Origin of the sequence: Lichenihabitans sp. PAMC28606 (assembly GCF_020616535.1) — a bacterium.
GTDB lineage: Bacteria > Pseudomonadota > Alphaproteobacteria > Rhizobiales > Beijerinckiaceae > Lichenihabitans > Lichenihabitans psoromatis.
Map to the genome: position 1 here is coordinate 701,580 of NZ_CP085136.1, position 16,793 is coordinate 718,372.

Below are 16,793 nucleotides of genomic sequence, written 5' to 3' on the forward strand. Positions count from 1 at the left end.
GACCTAAGGTCTTGGCTTGACGCCGATCTTGGTGTGAATCGCAGCGGCGACGCTGGCTGGCACGAACGCTGAAATATCCCCACCCATCGCGGCGATCTGACGAACCAGGGTCGCCGTAATGAAACGACTTGCCGCCGAAGCCGGGATCAGCACGGTCCTGACCTCCGGCGCCAGGACCGCATTCATTCCAGCCATCTGCATTTCATAATCGAGGTCGGTGCCGTCCCGCACCCCGCGCAGCATCAGAGTAGCGCCGCACCGACGCGCCGCCTCCACAGCGAGCCCATCAAAGGTCGCCATCTCGACGTCGCATCCGGCAACCGTCGCGATGGACGCGCATTCCGCTTGGATCAGTGCGGCCCGCTCGGCAGCGTCGAAAAGCGGCGTCTTCGAGGGATGAACCCCGATCGCCACGACGAGCCGATCGCAGATCGCCATTGCGGCCGAAATCACATCGAGGTGTCCGTTGGTGAGAGGATCGAACGACCCCGTGTAGAGGCCGGTTCGAGCCATCAGGCCTCCGGCTCCTCGTCGAGGTCCGCCCCGCCGACATCCGTGCCGCTGTCGGCCGCCTCGGGAATATGTTCGACCGACACAACCTTCTCGTCCTTCGCGGTGTTGAACACGATGACGCCTTGCGTGTTGCGGCCAGCGACGCGGATGCCTTCGACCGGGCAGCGGATCAACTGACCACCGTCTGTCACCAGCATGATCTCATCCGCATGTTCGACCGGGAACGACGCCACCAGTTTGCCGTTGCGGGTATTGGTCACCATGGCGACGATACCCTTGCCGCCGCGTCCCGTCAGCCGATACTCGAACGACGAGCTTCGCTTGCCGAAGCCCCGCTCCGAAATCGTCAGAATGTCCTGCTCGGCTTCCGACATTTCGATATAGCGCTGCGGCGACAGCGTGTCGGGCCCATCCGGGGCGTCGCCATTCTCACCGACGACCTCGTGTTCGATATCGTCTTCCACCACGCCCTCGCGGGCGCGGCGCCGCTTGAGATAGGCGATCCGCTCGCCCGGATCCGCCTCCATGTGCCGCAGGATCGACAGGCCGATCACCTTGTCGCCGTCGGCGAGCGACACGCCACGGACACCCATCGAGTCGCGACCCTTGAAGACCCGGACGTCACCGACCGCAAAGCGGATGCACTGGCCCTGGGCCGTCGTCAGCAGAACATCGTGCTGGCTTTCCGCACAGATCTGAACGTCGACGATGCCGTCGCCCTCATCGAGCTTCATCGCGATTTTGCCGGCCCGATTGACCTGAGCGAAGTCGCTGAGCTTGTTGCGCCGCACGGTGCCGCGTGTCGTCGCGAACATCACGTCCAGCGTATCCCAACTCGCCTCATCCTCGGGCATCGGCATGATGGTAGTGATCCGCTCGCCCTGTTCGAGCGGCAGGATGTTGACCAGCGCCTTGCCCCGCGCCTGCGGTGCCGCGAGAGGCAACCGCCATACCTTGAGTTTGTAGGCTTGCCCGCGCGAGGAGAAGAACAGCATCGGCGTATGCGTATTGGCGACGAACAAACGCGAGACGAAATCCTCGTCGCGGGTCTGCATGCCCGAGCGGCCTTTGCCGCCACGCCGTTGCGCCCGGTAGGTCGAGAGCGGCACGCGTTTGATATAGCCGGCGTGGCTGACCGTCACGACCATATCTTCGCGCTGGATGAGATCTTCGTCATCCATGTCGGCATCGCTGTCGAGGATCGTGGTCCGGCGCGGCGTCGCATAAGCGATGCGGATCGCGAGGAGCTCGCCCCTCACAATGTCGAAGATCCGGGCGCGCGACCCGAGGATCTCCAGCAGGTCGGCAATTTCGACCGCCAGCTTGTTCAAGGCCTCGGCGATCTCGTCGCGACCGAGGGCGGTCAAACGAGCGAGGCGCAACTCGAGAATGGCACGGGCCTGCGCTTCCGACAGGCGATAGGTGCCATCCTCCGCCAGCGCGTGACGCGGGTCGGCGATGAGCGTGATCAGGGGCGCCATGTCACGGGCGGGCCAGGCGCGTTCCATCAAGGAGACGCGCGCCGCCGCCGTATCGGGCGATGTGCGGATCAAGCGGATCACTTCGTCGATATTGGCGACCGCGATCGCGAGACCAACCTGCACATGGGCCGCGTCACGCGCCTTGTTGAGGCGGAACTTGGTCCGACGGGTCACCACCGTCTCGCGGAAATCCAAGAATGCGACCAGGATGTCTTTGAGGTTCAGGACTTCCGGCCGGCCGCCGTTCAGCGCGATCATATTGGCGCCGAAGCTGCTCTGGAGCGAGGTGTAGCGCCAGAGCTGGTTCAGCACCACGTCCGGCACCGCATCGCGTTTGATCTCGATCACGATCCGCATGCCGTCGCGATCGGATTCGTCGCGCAATTCGGAAATGCCCTCGACCCGCTTCTCGCGGACCAGTTCGGCGATCTTCTCGATCAGCGTCGTCTTGTTCACCTGATACGGAATTTCGGTCACGATCAGGGCTTCGCGATCGCGGCGGATTTCCTCGATCAGAACCTTGGCCCGAATCGGGATCGATCCGCGGCCCGTATGATAAGCCGAGCGGATGCCGCTTCGTCCGAGGATCGCGCCCCCTGTGGGGAAATCCGGGCCTGGGACGATCTCGATGAGGTCGTCGATCGTGATGTCGGGCCGGTCCATCAATGCGATGACCGCATCGATGACTTCGCCGAGATTATGCGGCGGGATGTTGGTGGCCATGCCGACCGCGATGCCGCCGGCACCGTTGACCAACAGATTCGGAAACCGCGCCGGCAGGACGACGGGCTCGCTCTCCTTGCCGTCGTAGTTGGGTTGGAAATCGACCGTGTTTTCGTCGATGTCCTGGATCAGCGCCAACGATGGAGCGGCCAGACGCGATTCCGTGTACCGCATCGCGGCTGCAGGATCGCCGTCGATGGAGCCAAAATTACCCTGCCCGTCGATCAGCGGCAGTCGCATCGAAAAAGTCTGCACCATGCGGACCATGGCGTCGTAGATCGCGCTGTCGCCATGGGGATGGTACTTGCCCATCACATCGCCCACGATCCGCGCTGACTTTACGTAAGGTCTGTCCGGTAAGTAGTTGTTTTCCTGCATGGAATGCAGAATGCGCCGATGCACCGGCTTCAATCCGTCCCGCACATCCGGCAGGGCTCGGCTCACGATGACGCTCATGGCGTAATCGAGGTAGGACCGCTTCATCTCGTCCGTAATGGAGACCGGTCGAATACCCGACGATTCGTCCGGTCGATCTTTGTCGTGCTCAGCCAAAAACTTCGATTCCCAAACAGTTCAAGCCGTTATCTCTACTGGAAAGCGCTTGCGAGGCCAACCGTGGCGGAGAAGCGATCAGAACGGGATGTCGTCGTCGATCGTCTCGGACAAGCGCCCACCGCCGGTGTTGCTCGCTCCACTGCTCGACCGCTGGTCCGACGCGCCCCGTCCGTAGCTGGACCCTGCACCGCCCCCGCCTGACGGGCGCTCGAACGAACCGCCGTCCTCGCGGCCACCGAAGTCACCGCCAGACCCACGGCTATCGAGCAGCGTCAGTTCACCGCGATAGCGCTGCAGCACCACCTCGGTCGTGTATTTTTCGGCACCATCTTTGTCGGTCCATTTCCGAGTCTGCAACTGTCCCTCGAGATAGACCTTCGAGCCCTTCTTCAGATATTGCTCGGCGACTTTCGCGATATTCTCGTTGAAAATCACCACGTTGTGCCACTCGGTCTTTTCCTTGCGCTCGCCCGACGCCTTGTCGCGCCAGGTCTCGGACGTCGCGATCGTCAGGTTGACGACCGCCTCACCCGAATTCATGCGACGGACTTGCGGGTCCTTGCCGAGATTGCCGATCAGGGTCACCTTGTTGACGCTACCCGCCATCACCAACTCCTCAGAAAATTCAATCGACCGTTGTCGTTCTGCCGATGATCCTGCGCCGTTTGGCCCCGGAGGCGCAAGCCAAACCGAGCCGTTTGCAGCCTCAGATCACAGGTTCGGACTCGTCGTCCACGGATTTTGTTCTTTTTCTGTTCCAATCGGGACGGAGCTTTGATACCCACTCGGTACCATCCGAGGTTCCGCTCGCGCGTCGAGCCTTGTCGCTGCGGCCCCGTGCTGGCGGGACGGGCGTCGCGTTGCAAAAAGGCATGAGGCCGCATGGCACGGAGACAGAAACAGGCTGGTGAAGCGGATGCGCCCGCCTCGAAAGCACTCGTGGTTTCGCAGGCCCCCGCGCTGCCGCCTTCGGCCAAGCCGGTTGATACGCTGGTCGGCGTCACAACTCCGGCGTTTGATGGCCGCACGATCACGGTCCGTGGCGCGCGGGAGCACAATCTCAAGAACATCGATCTCGTCATCCCACGCGACAAACTCGTCGTGTTCACGGGGCTGTCCGGGTCGGGCAAGTCGTCGCTGGCCTTCGACACGATCTATGCCGAGGGACAACGGCGCTATGTCGAGTCCCTCTCGGCCTATGCGCGTCAGTTTCTCGAGATGATGCAGAAGCCAGACGTCGACCAGATCGACGGACTGTCGCCAGCGATCTCGATCGAACAGAAGACCACGTCGAAGAACCCCCGCTCCACCGTCGGCACCGTTACAGAAATCTATGATTACATGCGCCTGCTCTGGGCGCGGATCGGGATTCCCTATTCGCCCGCGACAGGATTGCCGATCGAGAGCCAGACCGTCAGCCAGATGGTCGACCGGGTTCTGGCCTTACCGGAGGGAACACGCCTTTACCTGATTGCGCCGGCCATTCGCGGCCGCAAGGGCGAGTACCGTAAGGAAATCGCCGAATATCAGAAGAAGGGGTTTCAGCGTCTCAAGATCGATGGGGAGTTCTACCCCATCGATGAGACCCCGATGTTAGACAAGAAGTTCAAGCACGACCTCGGCGTCGTTGTCGATCGGATCGTCGTGCGGCCCGATATTGCGACGCGACTCGCCGAAAGCTTTGAGACAGCACTGGAGCTCGCGGATGGCATTGCGGTCGTCGAACTGACCGATCCTGCAGACGGTCAGGACCGGGAAATAACCTTTTCGTCGAAGTTTGCCTGCCCTGTCTCGGGGTTTACGATCGCCGAGATCGAGCCACGGCTGTTCTCGTTCAACAATCCGTTTGGCGCTTGCCCGATCTGCGCCGGGCTCGGCTTTCAAATGTCGGTCGACCCGGAGCGCGTTGTCCCCGATATCACATTGACATTGAAGCGCGGTGCGATCGCACCGTGGGCAAAATCCACCTCGCCTTATTATGTCCAGACGCTCGACGCGCTCGGCAAGCATTTCGGCTTCAAACTCGACACCCGATGGGAGAAGCTGCCGAAACAGGTCCAGAACGTCATTCTGTTCGGATCCGGGAGCGAGGAGGTTCGGTTCGCCTATGATGATGGCGTCCGGTCTTACGCGGTCAACAAGGCTTTCGAAGGCGTGGTCAATAATCTCGACCGCCGCTTCAAGGAGACCGAGAGCGAATTCGCGCGCGAGGAGATCGGCCGCTTCATGAGCGCGACACCGTGCCTTGCCTGTAGCGGCACGCGGCTCAAGCCCGAAGCGCTGGCCGTGAAGATCGACATGCAAACCATCAGTGCGGTTTGCGATCTTCCCATCCGCGCATGCCTCGACTGGGCTGCCTCGCTTCCTGAGAAACTCGACCCGCAACGGAACGAGATCGCGGCCCGCATCCTCAAGGAAATCCGTGATCGACTGACTTTCCTGCTCGATGTCGGGCTCAATTATCTGACGCTTGCGCGCGCAGCCGGCACGCTTTCTGGCGGCGAAAGCCAGCGCATCCGGCTCGCGTCACAAATCGGTTCCGGACTCACGGGCGTGCTTTACGTTTTGGACGAGCCGTCCATCGGCCTGCATCAGCGCGACAACGAGCGGCTCCTCGACACGCTGCGGCGTTTACGGGGGCTCGGCAACAGCGTCATCGTGGTCGAGCATGACGAAGATGCGATCCGAGCAGCCGATTACGTGGTCGATGTCGGGCCCGGCGCCGGCATCCACGGCGGCGAGATCGTCTCGGCCGGTACGCCCGAGCAGATCATGGCGGACCCGAACTCGCTCACCGGGCAATATCTGACCGGCGTCAAGATGGTCGGCGTGCCGCGCACGCGGCGCAAGGCCAAGAATGGCGATCACCTGCGCGTCACCGGCGCGCGCGGCAATAATTTGAGGAACGTGACACTCGACGTGCCCCTCGGCACCTTCACATGTGTGACGGGCGTGTCGGGGGGCGGCAAGTCGACGCTGGTGATCGACACCCTTTACAAGGCGGTCGCGCGACGGCTGAACGGGGCCATCGATCACCCTGCCCCGCATGACGCGATCGAAGGCCTCGAACACATCGACAAGGTCATCGACATCGATCAATCGCCGATCGGGCGGACGCCGCGGTCCAATCCGGCCACTTACACGGGAGCGTTCACGCCGATCCGCGAATGGTTCGCCGGCTTGCCGGAATCCAAGGCGCGCGGCTACCTGCCAGGCCGTTTCTCGTTCAATGTGAAGGGCGGCCGCTGCGAGGCGTGCCAGGGCGACGGCGTCATCAAGATCGAAATGCACTTTCTGCCCGACGTCTATGTCACCTGCGACGTCTGCAAGGGAAAGCGCTACGGACGCGAGACATTGGAGGTCAAGTATCGCGATAACTCGATCGCCGATGTGCTCGACATGTCGGTCGAGGAGGCCGCGACGCTGTTCAAACCGGTGCCGTCGATCCGCGAGAAGATGGAGACGCTGGCTCGGGTCGGGCTTGGCTACATCAAGGTCGGGCAGCAGGCCAATACCTTGTCGGGTGGCGAGGCCCAGCGCGTCAAACTGTCGAAGGAGCTGTCGCGACGCTCGACGGGGCGGACGCTCTATATTCTCGACGAGCCGACGACGGGGCTGCATTTCCACGATGTCGCCAAGCTGTTGGAAGTGCTGCACGAACTCGTCGATCAAGGCAACACGGTCGTGGTCATCGAGCATAATCTCGAAGTGATCAAAACAGCCGACTACGTCGTCGACATCGGACCGGAAGGCGGGAGCGGCGGCGGTCAGGTTGTGGCGACAGGAACACCCGAGGATATCGCGCGCTCGAAGGCCAGCCACACTGGGCGCTTCTTGCGAGACGTGTTGAAGCGTCGGCCCTTGGTGCTTGAGGCTGCCGCCGAATAGGACCCGTCACCCTCTCGCATCGTGCGATGCGCCCCGATAACAATCACCACGATGGTGCGGTGCAATATCTCCACGGCAGCCGACATCCCGCGTCGGCATAAATACCGCGCAGTCTCCTCGTCTGACCGGCGGTCGTCATGCAATTTTCACACGGCACCTTTGGTGAACTGCAGTGCTGCAGCACTTTCGGTCGGGTCAGCGGGCTGGATCGAGTCGCATTAGCTTGATTGTCTTAGCGGTTTACTAAGATCATCATGCGTTTTTCGCATGGGTGGGCTTAAGACGAGACGGGTTATCAAAGCTGCGATTTTCGATATATTGCACTGCATCAAAGCGGTCGTGGCGCAGCAGATAGTTGAGCGACGACTTAATAAAAAGGAACAGTGCTATGATCAAAACTCTCTCTGCAAAGCTCCATGCTTGGCGCCGTTTCCGCGAGTCGGTTCGGGAACTGTCGCGTCTTTCGGATCGCGAATTGAACGACCTCGGCATTGGCCGGTCGGATATTGAAGACGTCGTCCGTCAGGGCGCTCGTATCCACGACTGAATTCATCTGGTTCGCGGGTGTGGCCGATGCCCCCGTGACGTCAGAACGCCCGCCGGTCCTCCCCGGCGGGCGTTTTCGGTTTGTGCCGATCATCGGTTCCGGTCGTGGCCAGCCGTTCACATTCCCGCGTTCCTGCTTTAGGTTGCGGTATGAATTCAACCCATATGATCAAACCCGTTCACGTCATCGGCGGCGGCTTGGCCGGCACCGAGGCGGCTTATCAAATCGCGCAAGCGGGCGTGCCTGTCGTGCTGCACGAGATGCGTCCGGTTCGCGGAACCGAAGCGCATCGCACCGACGGGCTTGCCGAGCTCGTCTGTTCCAATTCCTTTCGCTCGGATGATGCCAGCACTAATGCGGTCGGCGTCATTCATCGCGAGATGCGCCGGCTCGGCTCCGTCATCATGGCCTGCGCGGATCGGCATCAGGTCCCGGCTGGTGGTGCGTTGGCGGTCGACCGCGACGGGTTCTCGCAAGCTGTCGGAACTGCCATTGCGAACCATCCTCTGATCTCGGTCGAACGCGGCGAGATCGACGGCCTCCCGCCTGCCGATTGGGACAATGTGATCGTGGCGACGGGTCCGCTGACATCGTCGGCGCTCGCGACCGCCATCGGGAGCCTGACCGGAGAAGAACAGCTTGCGTTCTTCGATGCCATCGCGCCGATCGTCCATCGCGACACGATCGATCTCGACAAGGCCTGGTTCCAGTCCCGATACGACAAGATGGGCCCTGGCGGCACGGGGGCTGATTACATCAATTGTCCGCTGGATCGCGAGCAATATGAGGCGTTTCTGGACGCCTTGGTGGCGGGCGATACGGTCGGCTTTAAGTCGTTTGAGGGGACGCCTTATTTCAACGGCTGCCTGCCGATCGAAGTGATGGCGGAACGTGGCCGAGAAACGCTGCGACATGGCCCGATGAAACCTGTTGGCTTGACCAATCCGCATAACCCGACCGTCAAGGCTTATGCGATCGTCCAATTGCGTCAGGATAACGCGCTCGGCACGCTCTACAACATGGTCGGATTCCAGACAAAGCTGAAATATGCCGAGCAAACGGCAGTGTTTCGGATGATTCCCGGTCTCGAACAGGCGGAATTTGCTCGCCTTGGTGGCTTGCACCGGAACACGTTCCTGAACTCACCCAAGGTACTCGACCCGCTGCTGCGCCTCAAGGCGATGCCGCGTTTGCGCTTCGCGGGGCAGATCACGGGCTGCGAGGGTTATGTCGAAAGTGCCGCGATCGGGCTGATGGCGGGCCGGATGGCCGCGGCCGAGCGGCTCGGCACTGCGGTGTCGCTCCCGCCACCCACCACGGCGATCGGCGCGCTGATCAACCACATCACGGGCGGTCATCTCGAGACGATCGATAGCGGGCCACCGTCGTTTCAGCCGATGAATGTCAACTTCGGCCTTTTCCCGCCACTCGCCATGGTCCCCAAAGCGGAGGATGGAAAGCGGCTGCGCGGCCCTGAAAAAGCTGTCGCCAAGAAAAAGGCCATGAGCCAGCGCGCCTCTGAGGATCTCGACACTTGGCTCTGTGAGCCAGTGTCCACAAGCGTTGCGGCTTAGATCGGAACTCGGCCCGGTTCCGTCGTGGACCGGGCCTGGATGATCACCACATGTCGAGAGCGACGCGGGCCTCGTCCGACATGCGGCTTTGATCCCACGGCGGATCGAACACCATCGACACCTTAGCACCCGCGACGCCAGGAACGCCTGCGACTGCGGTTTCGACCCAGCCCGGCATTTCGCCCGCAACCGGACAAGCCGGCGCGGTCAGCGTCATATCGACCGATACGAACCGACTATCGTCGATGTCGATCCGGTAGATCAGTCCGAGTTCGTAGATGTCGACCGGGATTTCAGGATCATAGACGGTCTTCAGCGCCGTGATCAGACCTTCTGTCAGGCGATCGATCTCCTCCGGCGTGATGTCGGAGGGTTGCGCGATGGCCGGACGATTGGGCTGGGCGTCCTCGGTGGCGGCGGCCGACACCGGGGCCGGAACTGATGGATTAGACATGAGCCTCACGCGAAAAGAGCTTCGGCCCGGGTCAGGGCCTCGGCGAGTTTATCGACATCGTCGAATGTATTATACATCGCAAAGGAAGCGCGGCAGGTTGAGGTGACACCGAAACGCTGCATCAGCGGCATCGCGCAATGGGTCCCGGCGCGAACCGCCACACCCGACCGATCGATGACGGTCGCGACATCATGGGCATGAGCGTTCTTCATCTCAAACGACAGGATCGCGCCTTTGTCCGGCGTGGTACCGAAAATCCGGAGCGAGTTCATACGCCCGAGGCGTTCATGCGCGTAGGCCGTCAGAGCGGCCTCGTGAGCGCGGATCGCCGAGCGCCCGATCGCATCCACGTAATCGACGGCGGCCCCGAGCCCGATCGCCTGCACGATCGGCGGTGTGCCGGCTTCGAAGCGATGCGGCGGACTATTGTAGGATATCGTGTCCTTCGTCACGACATCGATCATCTCACCACCGCCGTTGAACGGCGGCAACGCGGCCATCAAATCCCGCTTGCCATAAAGGACGCCAATGCCTGTCGGGCCGTAAAGCTTATGTCCTGTGAAGACATAAAAATCAGCATCGAGATCACGCACGTCGACATCGAGATGCACGGCGCCCTGTGACCCATCGACCAACACCGGGATGCCGCGCTCATGTGCGATGCGGATGATCTCCTTGATGGGTGTGATCGTGCCGAGCACGTTCGACATATGCGTGATTGCGACGATCTTGGTTCGCTCCGTCAAGGCGCGCTCGAACGCCTCAATCTGAAACGAGCCGTCGTCCTCGACATCGACCCAAGTCAGCACAGCGCCTTTGCGCTCGCGCAGAAAATGCCACGGAACGATGTTGGAGTGATGCTCCATAATCGACAGGACGATCTCGTCGCCCTCCCCGATATGCGCCTGCCCGAACGACGAGGCCACGAGGTTGATGGCTTCGGTGGCTGAGCGCGTGAAGATGATCTCGTCTGTCGAGCCCGCATTCAGGAACGCCCGCACCTTTTCGCGCGCGCCCTCGAAAGCCTCGGTCGCGGCATTGGCGAGGTAATGCAAGCCGCGGTGTACATTGGCATATTCATGTTCATAGGCGTAGGTGATCCGCTCGATCACCGCTTTCGGCTTTTGCACCGAGGCGGCATTGTCGAGATAGATCAGCGGCTTACCATAAGGCCGCACCGACAGGATCGGGAAATCGGCGCGGACGCGCTCGACGTCGAATACTGCCGGCTCGGCGTCGGTCATGACTCGCGGTTGTGCAACCATTGTTCGACGCTCCCGGTCAATTCCTGGCGGAGTTCCTCGGTCGCGACACCATCGATCGCGTCGGCCGCAAACGCATTCAGCAGCAGCGTCTCGGCGTCTTTGCGTGGAATACCCCGCGCGCGCAGATAGAAGAGTTGGTTTTCATCGAGATTGCCGACGGTCGCGCCATGGCCACAGACCACATCGTCGGCGAAGATCTCGAGTTCCGGCTTGTTGAACATGCTGGCGCCATCGGCCAGGAAGATCGCTTTGCTGAGCATCTTCCCATCGGTCTTCTGCGCGCCGGGCGCCACGACGACCCGGCCTTGGTAGACGCCGGTCGACTCGCCATCGAGGATTGTCTTGTAATATTCGCGGCTCTCGCAATGCGCCGCCGTATGGGTCACGATCAAGGTCGTATCGGCATGGGAGCGGCCGTCCAACAACGACACGCCCTTGAAGTCGGCGGCCGAATGTGTGCCGGCAAATTCGAGGAAGCTCTGCCGGCGCGTCACGCCGGGCAGGGTCATGAGAGTGAACGAGGCGAAGCGAGCCTTCGAGCCGATGCGCGCCAACACGGTACCAAGCTGCACCGACGACTTGGAGAAGCCGTCCATCCGCGCCACATGATCGATGGCAGCCTCGTCGCCAAGCGCCACGATCAAAGCATGGTTCCCCTGGTTGTCGGCCTCGCCCAGCGCGACATGTCGCTCGATCAAGGTGAGAGATGCGCCAGCGCCGACCTCGACGAGCGAGCGCGTTGAAATCGAGGCTTGAACACCAGCCGTCGCGAGGAACACGAGTTCGATCGGCTCGACCACGGAGACGCCGGGCGAAACCGTCAGAGCAACTCCGCCCTGCATCAGCGCGGCGTTGAGCGCGAGAATGGCCTCGGGCGTCCCGAGCGCTTCGGCCGCCGAGAGAGCATCGCCGAGCGCCCCATTGGCGAGACGATCGAGAACCGAAACGAGCGTGACGCCGGCCGAGAGCGTCGCGACGCTGGAAAGATCGGGTCGATAGACGCCATCGAGCAGCACGGCGCGTGGCCCGACCGGATCGGCCATCCCGGCGACATGCGCCTTGGCAGCCGCAACACCCGCATCGTCAGCGGGATGTGCAGGCGCAAACGCCTCCCGCAGCATGCTCCGAAGGTCGGTGTAGTGCCAGGCTTCGATGCGGCGGTGCGGCAGGCCCTTGGCGGCAAATCGCGCGAAGGCATCGGCGCGATAGGCTGCCAAATCCGCGCGATCGGCCGTGGCCCGCATCGCCTCGAAATAATCACCAAGCCTGGTTTCGGCCGGTGTCTTCATGAGAGTGATTTCGGCTGACATGGAGCTTGCCCTCACGCCGCGTCGGCAACGTAATCGCGGTAGCCGTTCTTTTCGAGTTCGAGCGCGAGATCCGCCGTCCCTGTCTTGATGACCCGTCCCTTGGACATGATGTGTACTGTGTCCGGGACGATATAGTCGAGAAGCCGCTGGTAATGGGTGATGACCACGAAGCCGCGATCCGGGCTCCGGAGCGCGTTGACGCCATTGGCGACAATCCGTAGCGCATCGATGTCGAGGCCGGAATCGGTTTCGTCGAGGAGGCCGAAGCGCGGCTGCAGCAGCGCCATCTGCAGGATTTCCATCCGCTTCTTCTCGCCACCGGAAAAACCAACGTTGAGCGGCCGCTTCATCATGTCGGGATTGACCTCGAGCTTGGCGGCCGCGTCGCGCACCGTCCGCATGAAGTCCGGCGTGGACAGTTCAGCCTCGCCACGCGCCTTGCGCTGGGCGTTGAGCGATGCCTTCAGGAACGTCATCGTCGCGACGCCTGGAATCTCGACCGGATATTGGAAGGCCAGGAAGATGCCCTTGGCGGCTCGTGCCTCGGGATCGATCTCAAGAATATTTTCGCCGTCGAGCAAAACCTCGCCCTCGGTCACCTCATAGTCGGAGCGACCCGCGATCACATAGGACAAGGTCGATTTGCCGGACCCGTTCGGCCCCATGATGGCGGCGACTTCGCCGTTCTTGACCGTGAGATTCAACCCGTCGAGGATCTTCTTGCCGTCGATCTCGACGTGAAGGTTTTTGACTTCCAGCATAATCGTCCCTGTAGTTCGTGTCGTGTCGGCGGCCTGAGCGGCAGCGTCGTCAAAGCAATAAGGTTGGCTCGACCTGATGGCCGAGCCTGAGAAGAAGGTCAGCCCACGCTGCCTTCGAGCGAGATTGCGATCAGCTTCTGTGCTTCGACCGCAAATTCCATTGGTAGTTGCTGAAGCACGTCGCGCACGAAGCCGTTGACGATCAAAGCCGTCGCCTCTTCGCCGGATAGGCCGCGCTGACGGCAGTAGAACAACTGATCCTCGGAGATCTTCGACGTCGTCGCCTCATGCTCGAACACCGCCGTCGATGTCTTGGCCTCGATGTACGGGACCGTGTGGGCGCCGCAATATTCGCCGATCAGCAACGAGTCGCAATTGGTGAAATTACGCGCGTTCGTCGCCTTGCGATGCGCCGACACCAACCCGCGATAGGTGTTGTCGGACTTGCCGGCCGCGATCCCCTTCGAGATGATCCGGCTCGTCGTATTCTTGCCGAGATGGATCATCTTGGTGCCGCTATCGACCTGCTGGCGACCATTCGAGATCGCGATCGAGTAAAACTCGCCGCGCGAATTGTCGCCGCGCAAGATGCAGGACGGATACTTCCAGGTGATCGCGGAGCCGGTCTCGACCTGGGTCCAGGAGATCTTGGAATTGTCACCCCGGCAGTCGCCGCGCTTGGTCACGAAATTGTAGATGCCGCCCTTGCCCTCGGCGTCGCCGGGGAACCAGTTCTGCACCGTCGAATATTTGATCTCGGCATCGTCAAGCGCGATCAATTCGACGACGGCAGCATGAAGCTGGTTCTCGTCGCGCTTCGGCGCCGTGCAGCCTTCGAGATAGCTGACGTAGGAACCCTTGTCGGCGATGATCAGGGTCCGCTCGAACTGCCCCGTATTCTGCTCGTTGATGCGGAAATAGGTCGACAATTCCATCGGGCATCGAACGCCCGGCGGGATGTAGACGAACGATCCGTCGGAAAACACCGCCGAGTTCAGGGTCGCAAAGAAGTTGTCGGTGACCGGCACGACCGAGCCGAGGTATTTCTTCACGAGGTCCGAATGCGAATGGACCGCCTCCGAGATCGGGCAGAAGATCACGCCGGACTTGGCGAGCTCAGCCTTGAAGGTGGTCGCGACCGAGACGGAGTCGAACACCGCATCGACCGCCACGCGGGAGGTCTGCACCCCCGCCAGGATTTCCTGCTCACGCAACGGAATACCGAGCTTCTCGTAGGTGCGGAGCAGTTCGGGATCGACCTCGTCCAGCGTCATGGGGCCGGTCACCGACTTCGGCGCCGCGAAATAGTAGAGGTCCTGATAATTGATCGGCGGATGATCGACGCGCGCCCAGGTCGGCTCGCGCATGGTCAAGAACCGGCGATAGGCGTCCATCCGCCATTCGGTCAGCCATTCGGGCTCGCCCTTTTTGGCCGAAATGAAGCGAACGGTCTCCTCCGATAGCCCTTGGGCGGAACGCTCGGATTCGATCTCGGTCACGAAGCCGTACTTATATTCGCTCACGTCGAGCGACTTGACGTGATCGACGGTTTCCTGAACTGCGGCCATTCACCTTCTCCTCAAACCCTAGCGGCGCCTCACGGCGCCAGGCGGTGGCAAGCGGGCTTGTGCCACGCCTGTCCCGCAATCTTCAAGCGGCAGCTTGTGTCGAGCGCCTCTGGATCCGGCTGGCGATCGCGCCGAGCGCCACCATTAACCGATCGACATCCGCTGGTATCGAACACCAGCCAAAACTTACCCTGATGACGCAAGCCCTTAGATGAGCATCGACTCCCATCGCCTCAAGGACATGCGACGATGAAACTTTGCCCGAGGAGCATGCCGACCCGGTCGAGACGGCCACACCTTCAAGGTCGAGCGCGATCAACGCCGTCTCGTTCGACACGCCGGGAATCGCGAACGCGACCGTATTCGGAAGCCGCTCTGCGCCGTTGCCAAACATCACGACATCCGGCCAACTCGCGCGAAGGCGCTGCTCCAAGTTTTGACGAAGCTCGTAAAGATGCGGGGTGTCGACCAAGCCCGATACCGCGCGCGCCGCTGCGCCAAACCCGGCGATGGCCGGCACATTCTCGGTCCCGCCCCGCAATCCGCGCTCCTGGCCGCCGCCGCGAACCAGCGGATCGCCAAGGCGAAGCCGATCCGACGCGAACACCATGGCGCCGACGCCAAGGGGGCCGCCGATCTTGTGCGACGAAACGAGAAGGACGTCGGCCTGAAGCCGATTAAACGAACAATCAATCCGGCCAGCCGCCTGGGTCGCATCGCAGACCAACAATCCACCGTGAGCGTGAACGAGATCCGCTACATCATGAATTGGCTGGAGCACGCCCGTCTCGCTGTTGGCCGCCTGCACCGCCACGATGCAGCGGCCAGAAACCGACGCCAGAGCGTGCCGAAGCGCCTCGAGGTCAAGTAACCCGTCGGACGTCACCGGAAGCAGAGAGACACGATCCGCCGGAAAGCGATGACCCTGCAGCACGGCCGGATGTTCGGTCGCCGCGACGAGTAGCCGATCCGCGGGCGCTTGCACCGGCGCGTCCTGCAGCACAGGCGTCAAAGCCAAGGCTGCAGCTTCCGTGGTCCCGGACGTAAACGTCACAAGTTCTGTGCGCGTGCCAAACAGGGCCGCCACGTCGGCGCGCGCCGTTTCGACCAACCCGCGCGCGCGACGACCTTCCGTGTGAACCGACGAAGGATTTCCGACCCGATCCAAGGCTTCGATCATGCGAATCCGCGCGACGGGTCGCAGCGGCGAGGTCGCATTAAAGTCCAAATAGGTTCGCGGTCGAGACATCCCACTACTCAAAATACTTGCTTTTCGCCCTATCGCCCGTGCTAGAAGCCGGGTTGATCCGAGCGCGCAATCGTGCATGAGCGCGATGAGCGCCTGTGCAAATCTGTTAGAATAATTCTAACAGATATTCTGTCGTCGAAGTCAAGCCGAACGCCTTTGTCGGGCTCCGATCCGCGCCGCGGCATTCGGGCGCGATGGCCTGTCCGGCACCCTGGAGTATCTATGCCTGAAGTCATTTTCACGGGTCCCGCTGGCCGTCTAGAAGGCCGCTTCCATCCCGCGAAACTGCGCGGCGCGCCGATTGCGATCATCCTGCATCCGCATCCGCAGTTCGGCGGGACGATGAACAATCAGATTGTCTACAATCTGTATTATACCTTTGCCGAACGCGGATTTTCGGTCCTGCGATTCAATTTCCGTGGGGTCGGCCGATCGCAAGGTGGGTTCGATCACGGCGCCGGCGAATTGTCGGATGCGGCTGCGGCGCTGGATTGGGCTCAGTCGATCAGCCCCGAGGCGCGGGCCTGCTGGATCGCGGGTGTGTCGTTCGGATCCTGGATCGGCATGCAGCTTTTGATGCGGCGGCCTGAGATCGAAGGCTTCATTTCGATCGCGCCACCCGCAACGCTTTACGATTTCTCGTTCTTGGCGCCCTGCCCCTCGTCGGGCCTGTTCGTCCATGGCGACAAGGATCGCGTAGCGCCTTTGAAAGAGGTGCAGGCCATGATCGAGAAACTGAAGACCCAGAAGGGGATCCAGATCGAACATGCGATCATTCCGGGCGCAAATCACTTCTTCGAGAATTGCGTCGATCCGCTGATCGCCGATGTTGGCGTCTATCTCGACAAGCGACTCGGCAACCCGGAGCGGACCGCGACCCCAGCCCGCAGCGAACGCAACTGAGC

13 protein-coding genes are annotated in these 16,793 nt (G+C 61.7%); 4 read left to right on the forward strand and 9 right to left on the reverse strand.

All coding sequences use genetic code 11. From position 1 onward, the window contains the following. Nucleotides 1-3: 3 nt before the first annotated feature. From coaD to ssb, 3 genes are all read right to left on the reverse strand, one after another. On the reverse strand, nt 4-513 hold the full coding sequence (gene coaD, locus LGH83_RS03325; RefSeq protein ID WP_227400595.1) for a pantetheine-phosphate adenylyltransferase: 510 nt from the start codon (nt 511-513) through the stop codon (nt 4-6). Continuing rightward, entirely contained in the window at nt 513-3,200 is a 2,688-nt protein-coding gene (gene gyrA / locus LGH83_RS03330; RefSeq protein WP_264479131.1) for a DNA gyrase subunit A, read from the reverse strand. The genes coaD and gyrA overlap by 1 nt, the downstream gene beginning before the upstream one ends. Before the next feature lie 147 nt (nt 3,201-3,347). Beyond that, nucleotides 3,348-3,878, reverse strand: coding sequence for a single-stranded DNA-binding protein (ssb, locus tag LGH83_RS03335; protein ID WP_227400597.1), 531 nt, complete (start codon nt 3,876-3,878; stop codon nt 3,348-3,350). A 276-nt stretch (nt 3,879-4,154) separates the two neighbouring features. On the opposite strand from ssb, the gene uvrA reads away from it, so the two are divergent. The 3 genes from uvrA to trmFO all read left to right on the forward strand — a co-directional run bounded on the left by uvrA (nt 4,155) and on the right by trmFO (nt 9,281). Beyond that, the gene (gene uvrA / locus LGH83_RS03340) at nt 4,155-7,160 is read left to right on the forward strand and encodes an excinuclease ABC subunit UvrA (protein WP_227400598.1); all 3,006 of its coding nucleotides are present in this window, start codon (nt 4,155-4,157) and stop codon (nt 7,158-7,160) included. 388 nt (nt 7,161-7,548) lie between these two features. Continuing rightward, nucleotides 7,549-7,707 carry a DUF1127 domain-containing protein gene (locus LGH83_RS03345; RefSeq protein WP_131117285.1) on the forward strand — a complete coding sequence of 53 codons (159 nt, stop codon included), beginning with the start codon at nt 7,549-7,551 and terminating at the stop codon, nt 7,705-7,707. Between the two features lie 149 nt (nt 7,708-7,856). Then, complete coding sequence (gene trmFO, locus LGH83_RS03350) at nt 7,857-9,281, forward strand: methylenetetrahydrofolate--tRNA-(uracil(54)-C(5))-methyltransferase (FADH(2)-oxidizing) TrmFO (RefSeq protein WP_227400599.1); 1,425 nt, start codon at nt 7,857-7,859, stop codon at nt 9,279-9,281. A 43-nt stretch (nt 9,282-9,324) separates the two neighbouring features. Here the strand turns inward: trmFO and LGH83_RS03355 are convergent, their stop codons facing one another. The 6 genes from LGH83_RS03355 to LGH83_RS03380 all read right to left on the reverse strand — a co-directional run bounded on the left by LGH83_RS03355 (nt 9,325) and on the right by LGH83_RS03380 (nt 15,819). Continuing rightward, nucleotides 9,325-9,708 carry an SUF system Fe-S cluster assembly protein gene (locus LGH83_RS03355; protein ID WP_413771141.1) on the reverse strand — a complete coding sequence of 128 codons (384 nt, stop codon included), beginning with the start codon at nt 9,706-9,708 and terminating at the stop codon, nt 9,325-9,327. Nucleotides 9,709-9,740: 32 nt separating this feature from the next. After that, complete coding sequence (locus LGH83_RS03360) at nt 9,741-10,979, reverse strand: cysteine desulfurase (protein WP_227400601.1); 1,239 nt, start codon at nt 10,977-10,979, stop codon at nt 9,741-9,743. Beyond that, on the reverse strand, nt 10,976-12,310 hold the full coding sequence (gene sufD, locus LGH83_RS03365; protein WP_227400602.1) for a Fe-S cluster assembly protein SufD: 1,335 nt from the start codon (nt 12,308-12,310) through the stop codon (nt 10,976-10,978). Before sufD ends, LGH83_RS03360 begins: the two co-directional genes overlap by 4 nt. A gap of 11 nt (nt 12,311-12,321) precedes the next feature. After that, nucleotides 12,322-13,071 carry a Fe-S cluster assembly ATPase SufC gene (gene sufC, locus LGH83_RS03370; protein WP_131117299.1) on the reverse strand — a complete coding sequence of 250 codons (750 nt, stop codon included), beginning with the start codon at nt 13,069-13,071 and terminating at the stop codon, nt 12,322-12,324. Nucleotides 13,072-13,169: 98 nt separating this feature from the next. Beyond that, nucleotides 13,170-14,639, reverse strand: coding sequence for a Fe-S cluster assembly protein SufB (sufB, locus tag LGH83_RS03375; RefSeq protein WP_227400603.1), 1,470 nt, complete (start codon nt 14,637-14,639; stop codon nt 13,170-13,172). An 82-nt stretch (nt 14,640-14,721) separates the two neighbouring features. Beyond that, nucleotides 14,722-15,819: a cysteine desulfurase family protein gene (locus LGH83_RS03380; protein WP_264479132.1), complete on the reverse strand. Its 1,098-nt coding sequence runs from the start codon at nt 15,817-15,819 to the stop codon at nt 14,722-14,724. A 291-nt stretch (nt 15,820-16,110) separates the two neighbouring features. On the opposite strand from LGH83_RS03380, the gene LGH83_RS03385 reads away from it, so the two are divergent. Further along, nucleotides 16,111-16,791, forward strand: coding sequence for an alpha/beta hydrolase (locus LGH83_RS03385; RefSeq protein WP_131117309.1), 681 nt, complete (start codon nt 16,111-16,113; stop codon nt 16,789-16,791). Nucleotides 16,792-16,793: the final 2 nt, after the last annotated feature.

Excerpts from the sequence above, each read along its gene's own strand:
- sufD (WP_227400602.1), bottom strand. The coding sequence starts at position 12,310 with ATGTCAGCCGAAATCACTCTCATGAAGACACCGGCCGAAACCAGGCTT.
- LGH83_RS03360 (WP_227400601.1), bottom strand. The coding sequence starts at position 10,979 with ATGACCGACGCCGAGCCGGCAGTATTCGACGTCGAGCGCGTCCGCGCC.
- uvrA (WP_227400598.1), top strand. The coding sequence starts at position 4,155 with ATGGCACGGAGACAGAAACAGGCTGGTGAAGCGGATGCGCCCGCCTCG.
- gyrA (WP_264479131.1), bottom strand. The coding sequence starts at position 3,200 with ATGAAGCGGTCCTACCTCGATTACGCCATGAGCGTCATCGTGAGCCGA.
- sufC (WP_131117299.1), bottom strand. The coding sequence starts at position 13,071 with ATGCTGGAAGTCAAAAACCTTCACGTCGAGATCGACGGCAAGAAGATC.
- ssb (WP_227400597.1), bottom strand. The coding sequence starts at position 3,878 with ATGGCGGGTAGCGTCAACAAGGTGACCCTGATCGGCAATCTCGGCAAG.
- trmFO (WP_227400599.1), top strand. The coding sequence starts at position 7,857 with ATGAATTCAACCCATATGATCAAACCCGTTCACGTCATCGGCGGCGGC.
- LGH83_RS03380 (WP_264479132.1), bottom strand. The coding sequence starts at position 15,819 with ATGATCGAAGCCTTGGATCGGGTCGGAAATCCTTCGTCGGTTCACACG.
- LGH83_RS03385 (WP_131117309.1), top strand. The coding sequence starts at position 16,111 with ATGCCTGAAGTCATTTTCACGGGTCCCGCTGGCCGTCTAGAAGGCCGC.
- sufB (WP_227400603.1), bottom strand. The coding sequence starts at position 14,639 with ATGGCCGCAGTTCAGGAAACCGTCGATCACGTCAAGTCGCTCGACGTG.
- LGH83_RS03345 (WP_131117285.1), top strand. The coding sequence starts at position 7,549 with ATGATCAAAACTCTCTCTGCAAAGCTCCATGCTTGGCGCCGTTTCCGC.
- coaD (WP_227400595.1), bottom strand. The coding sequence starts at position 513 with ATGGCTCGAACCGGCCTCTACACGGGGTCGTTCGATCCTCTCACCAAC.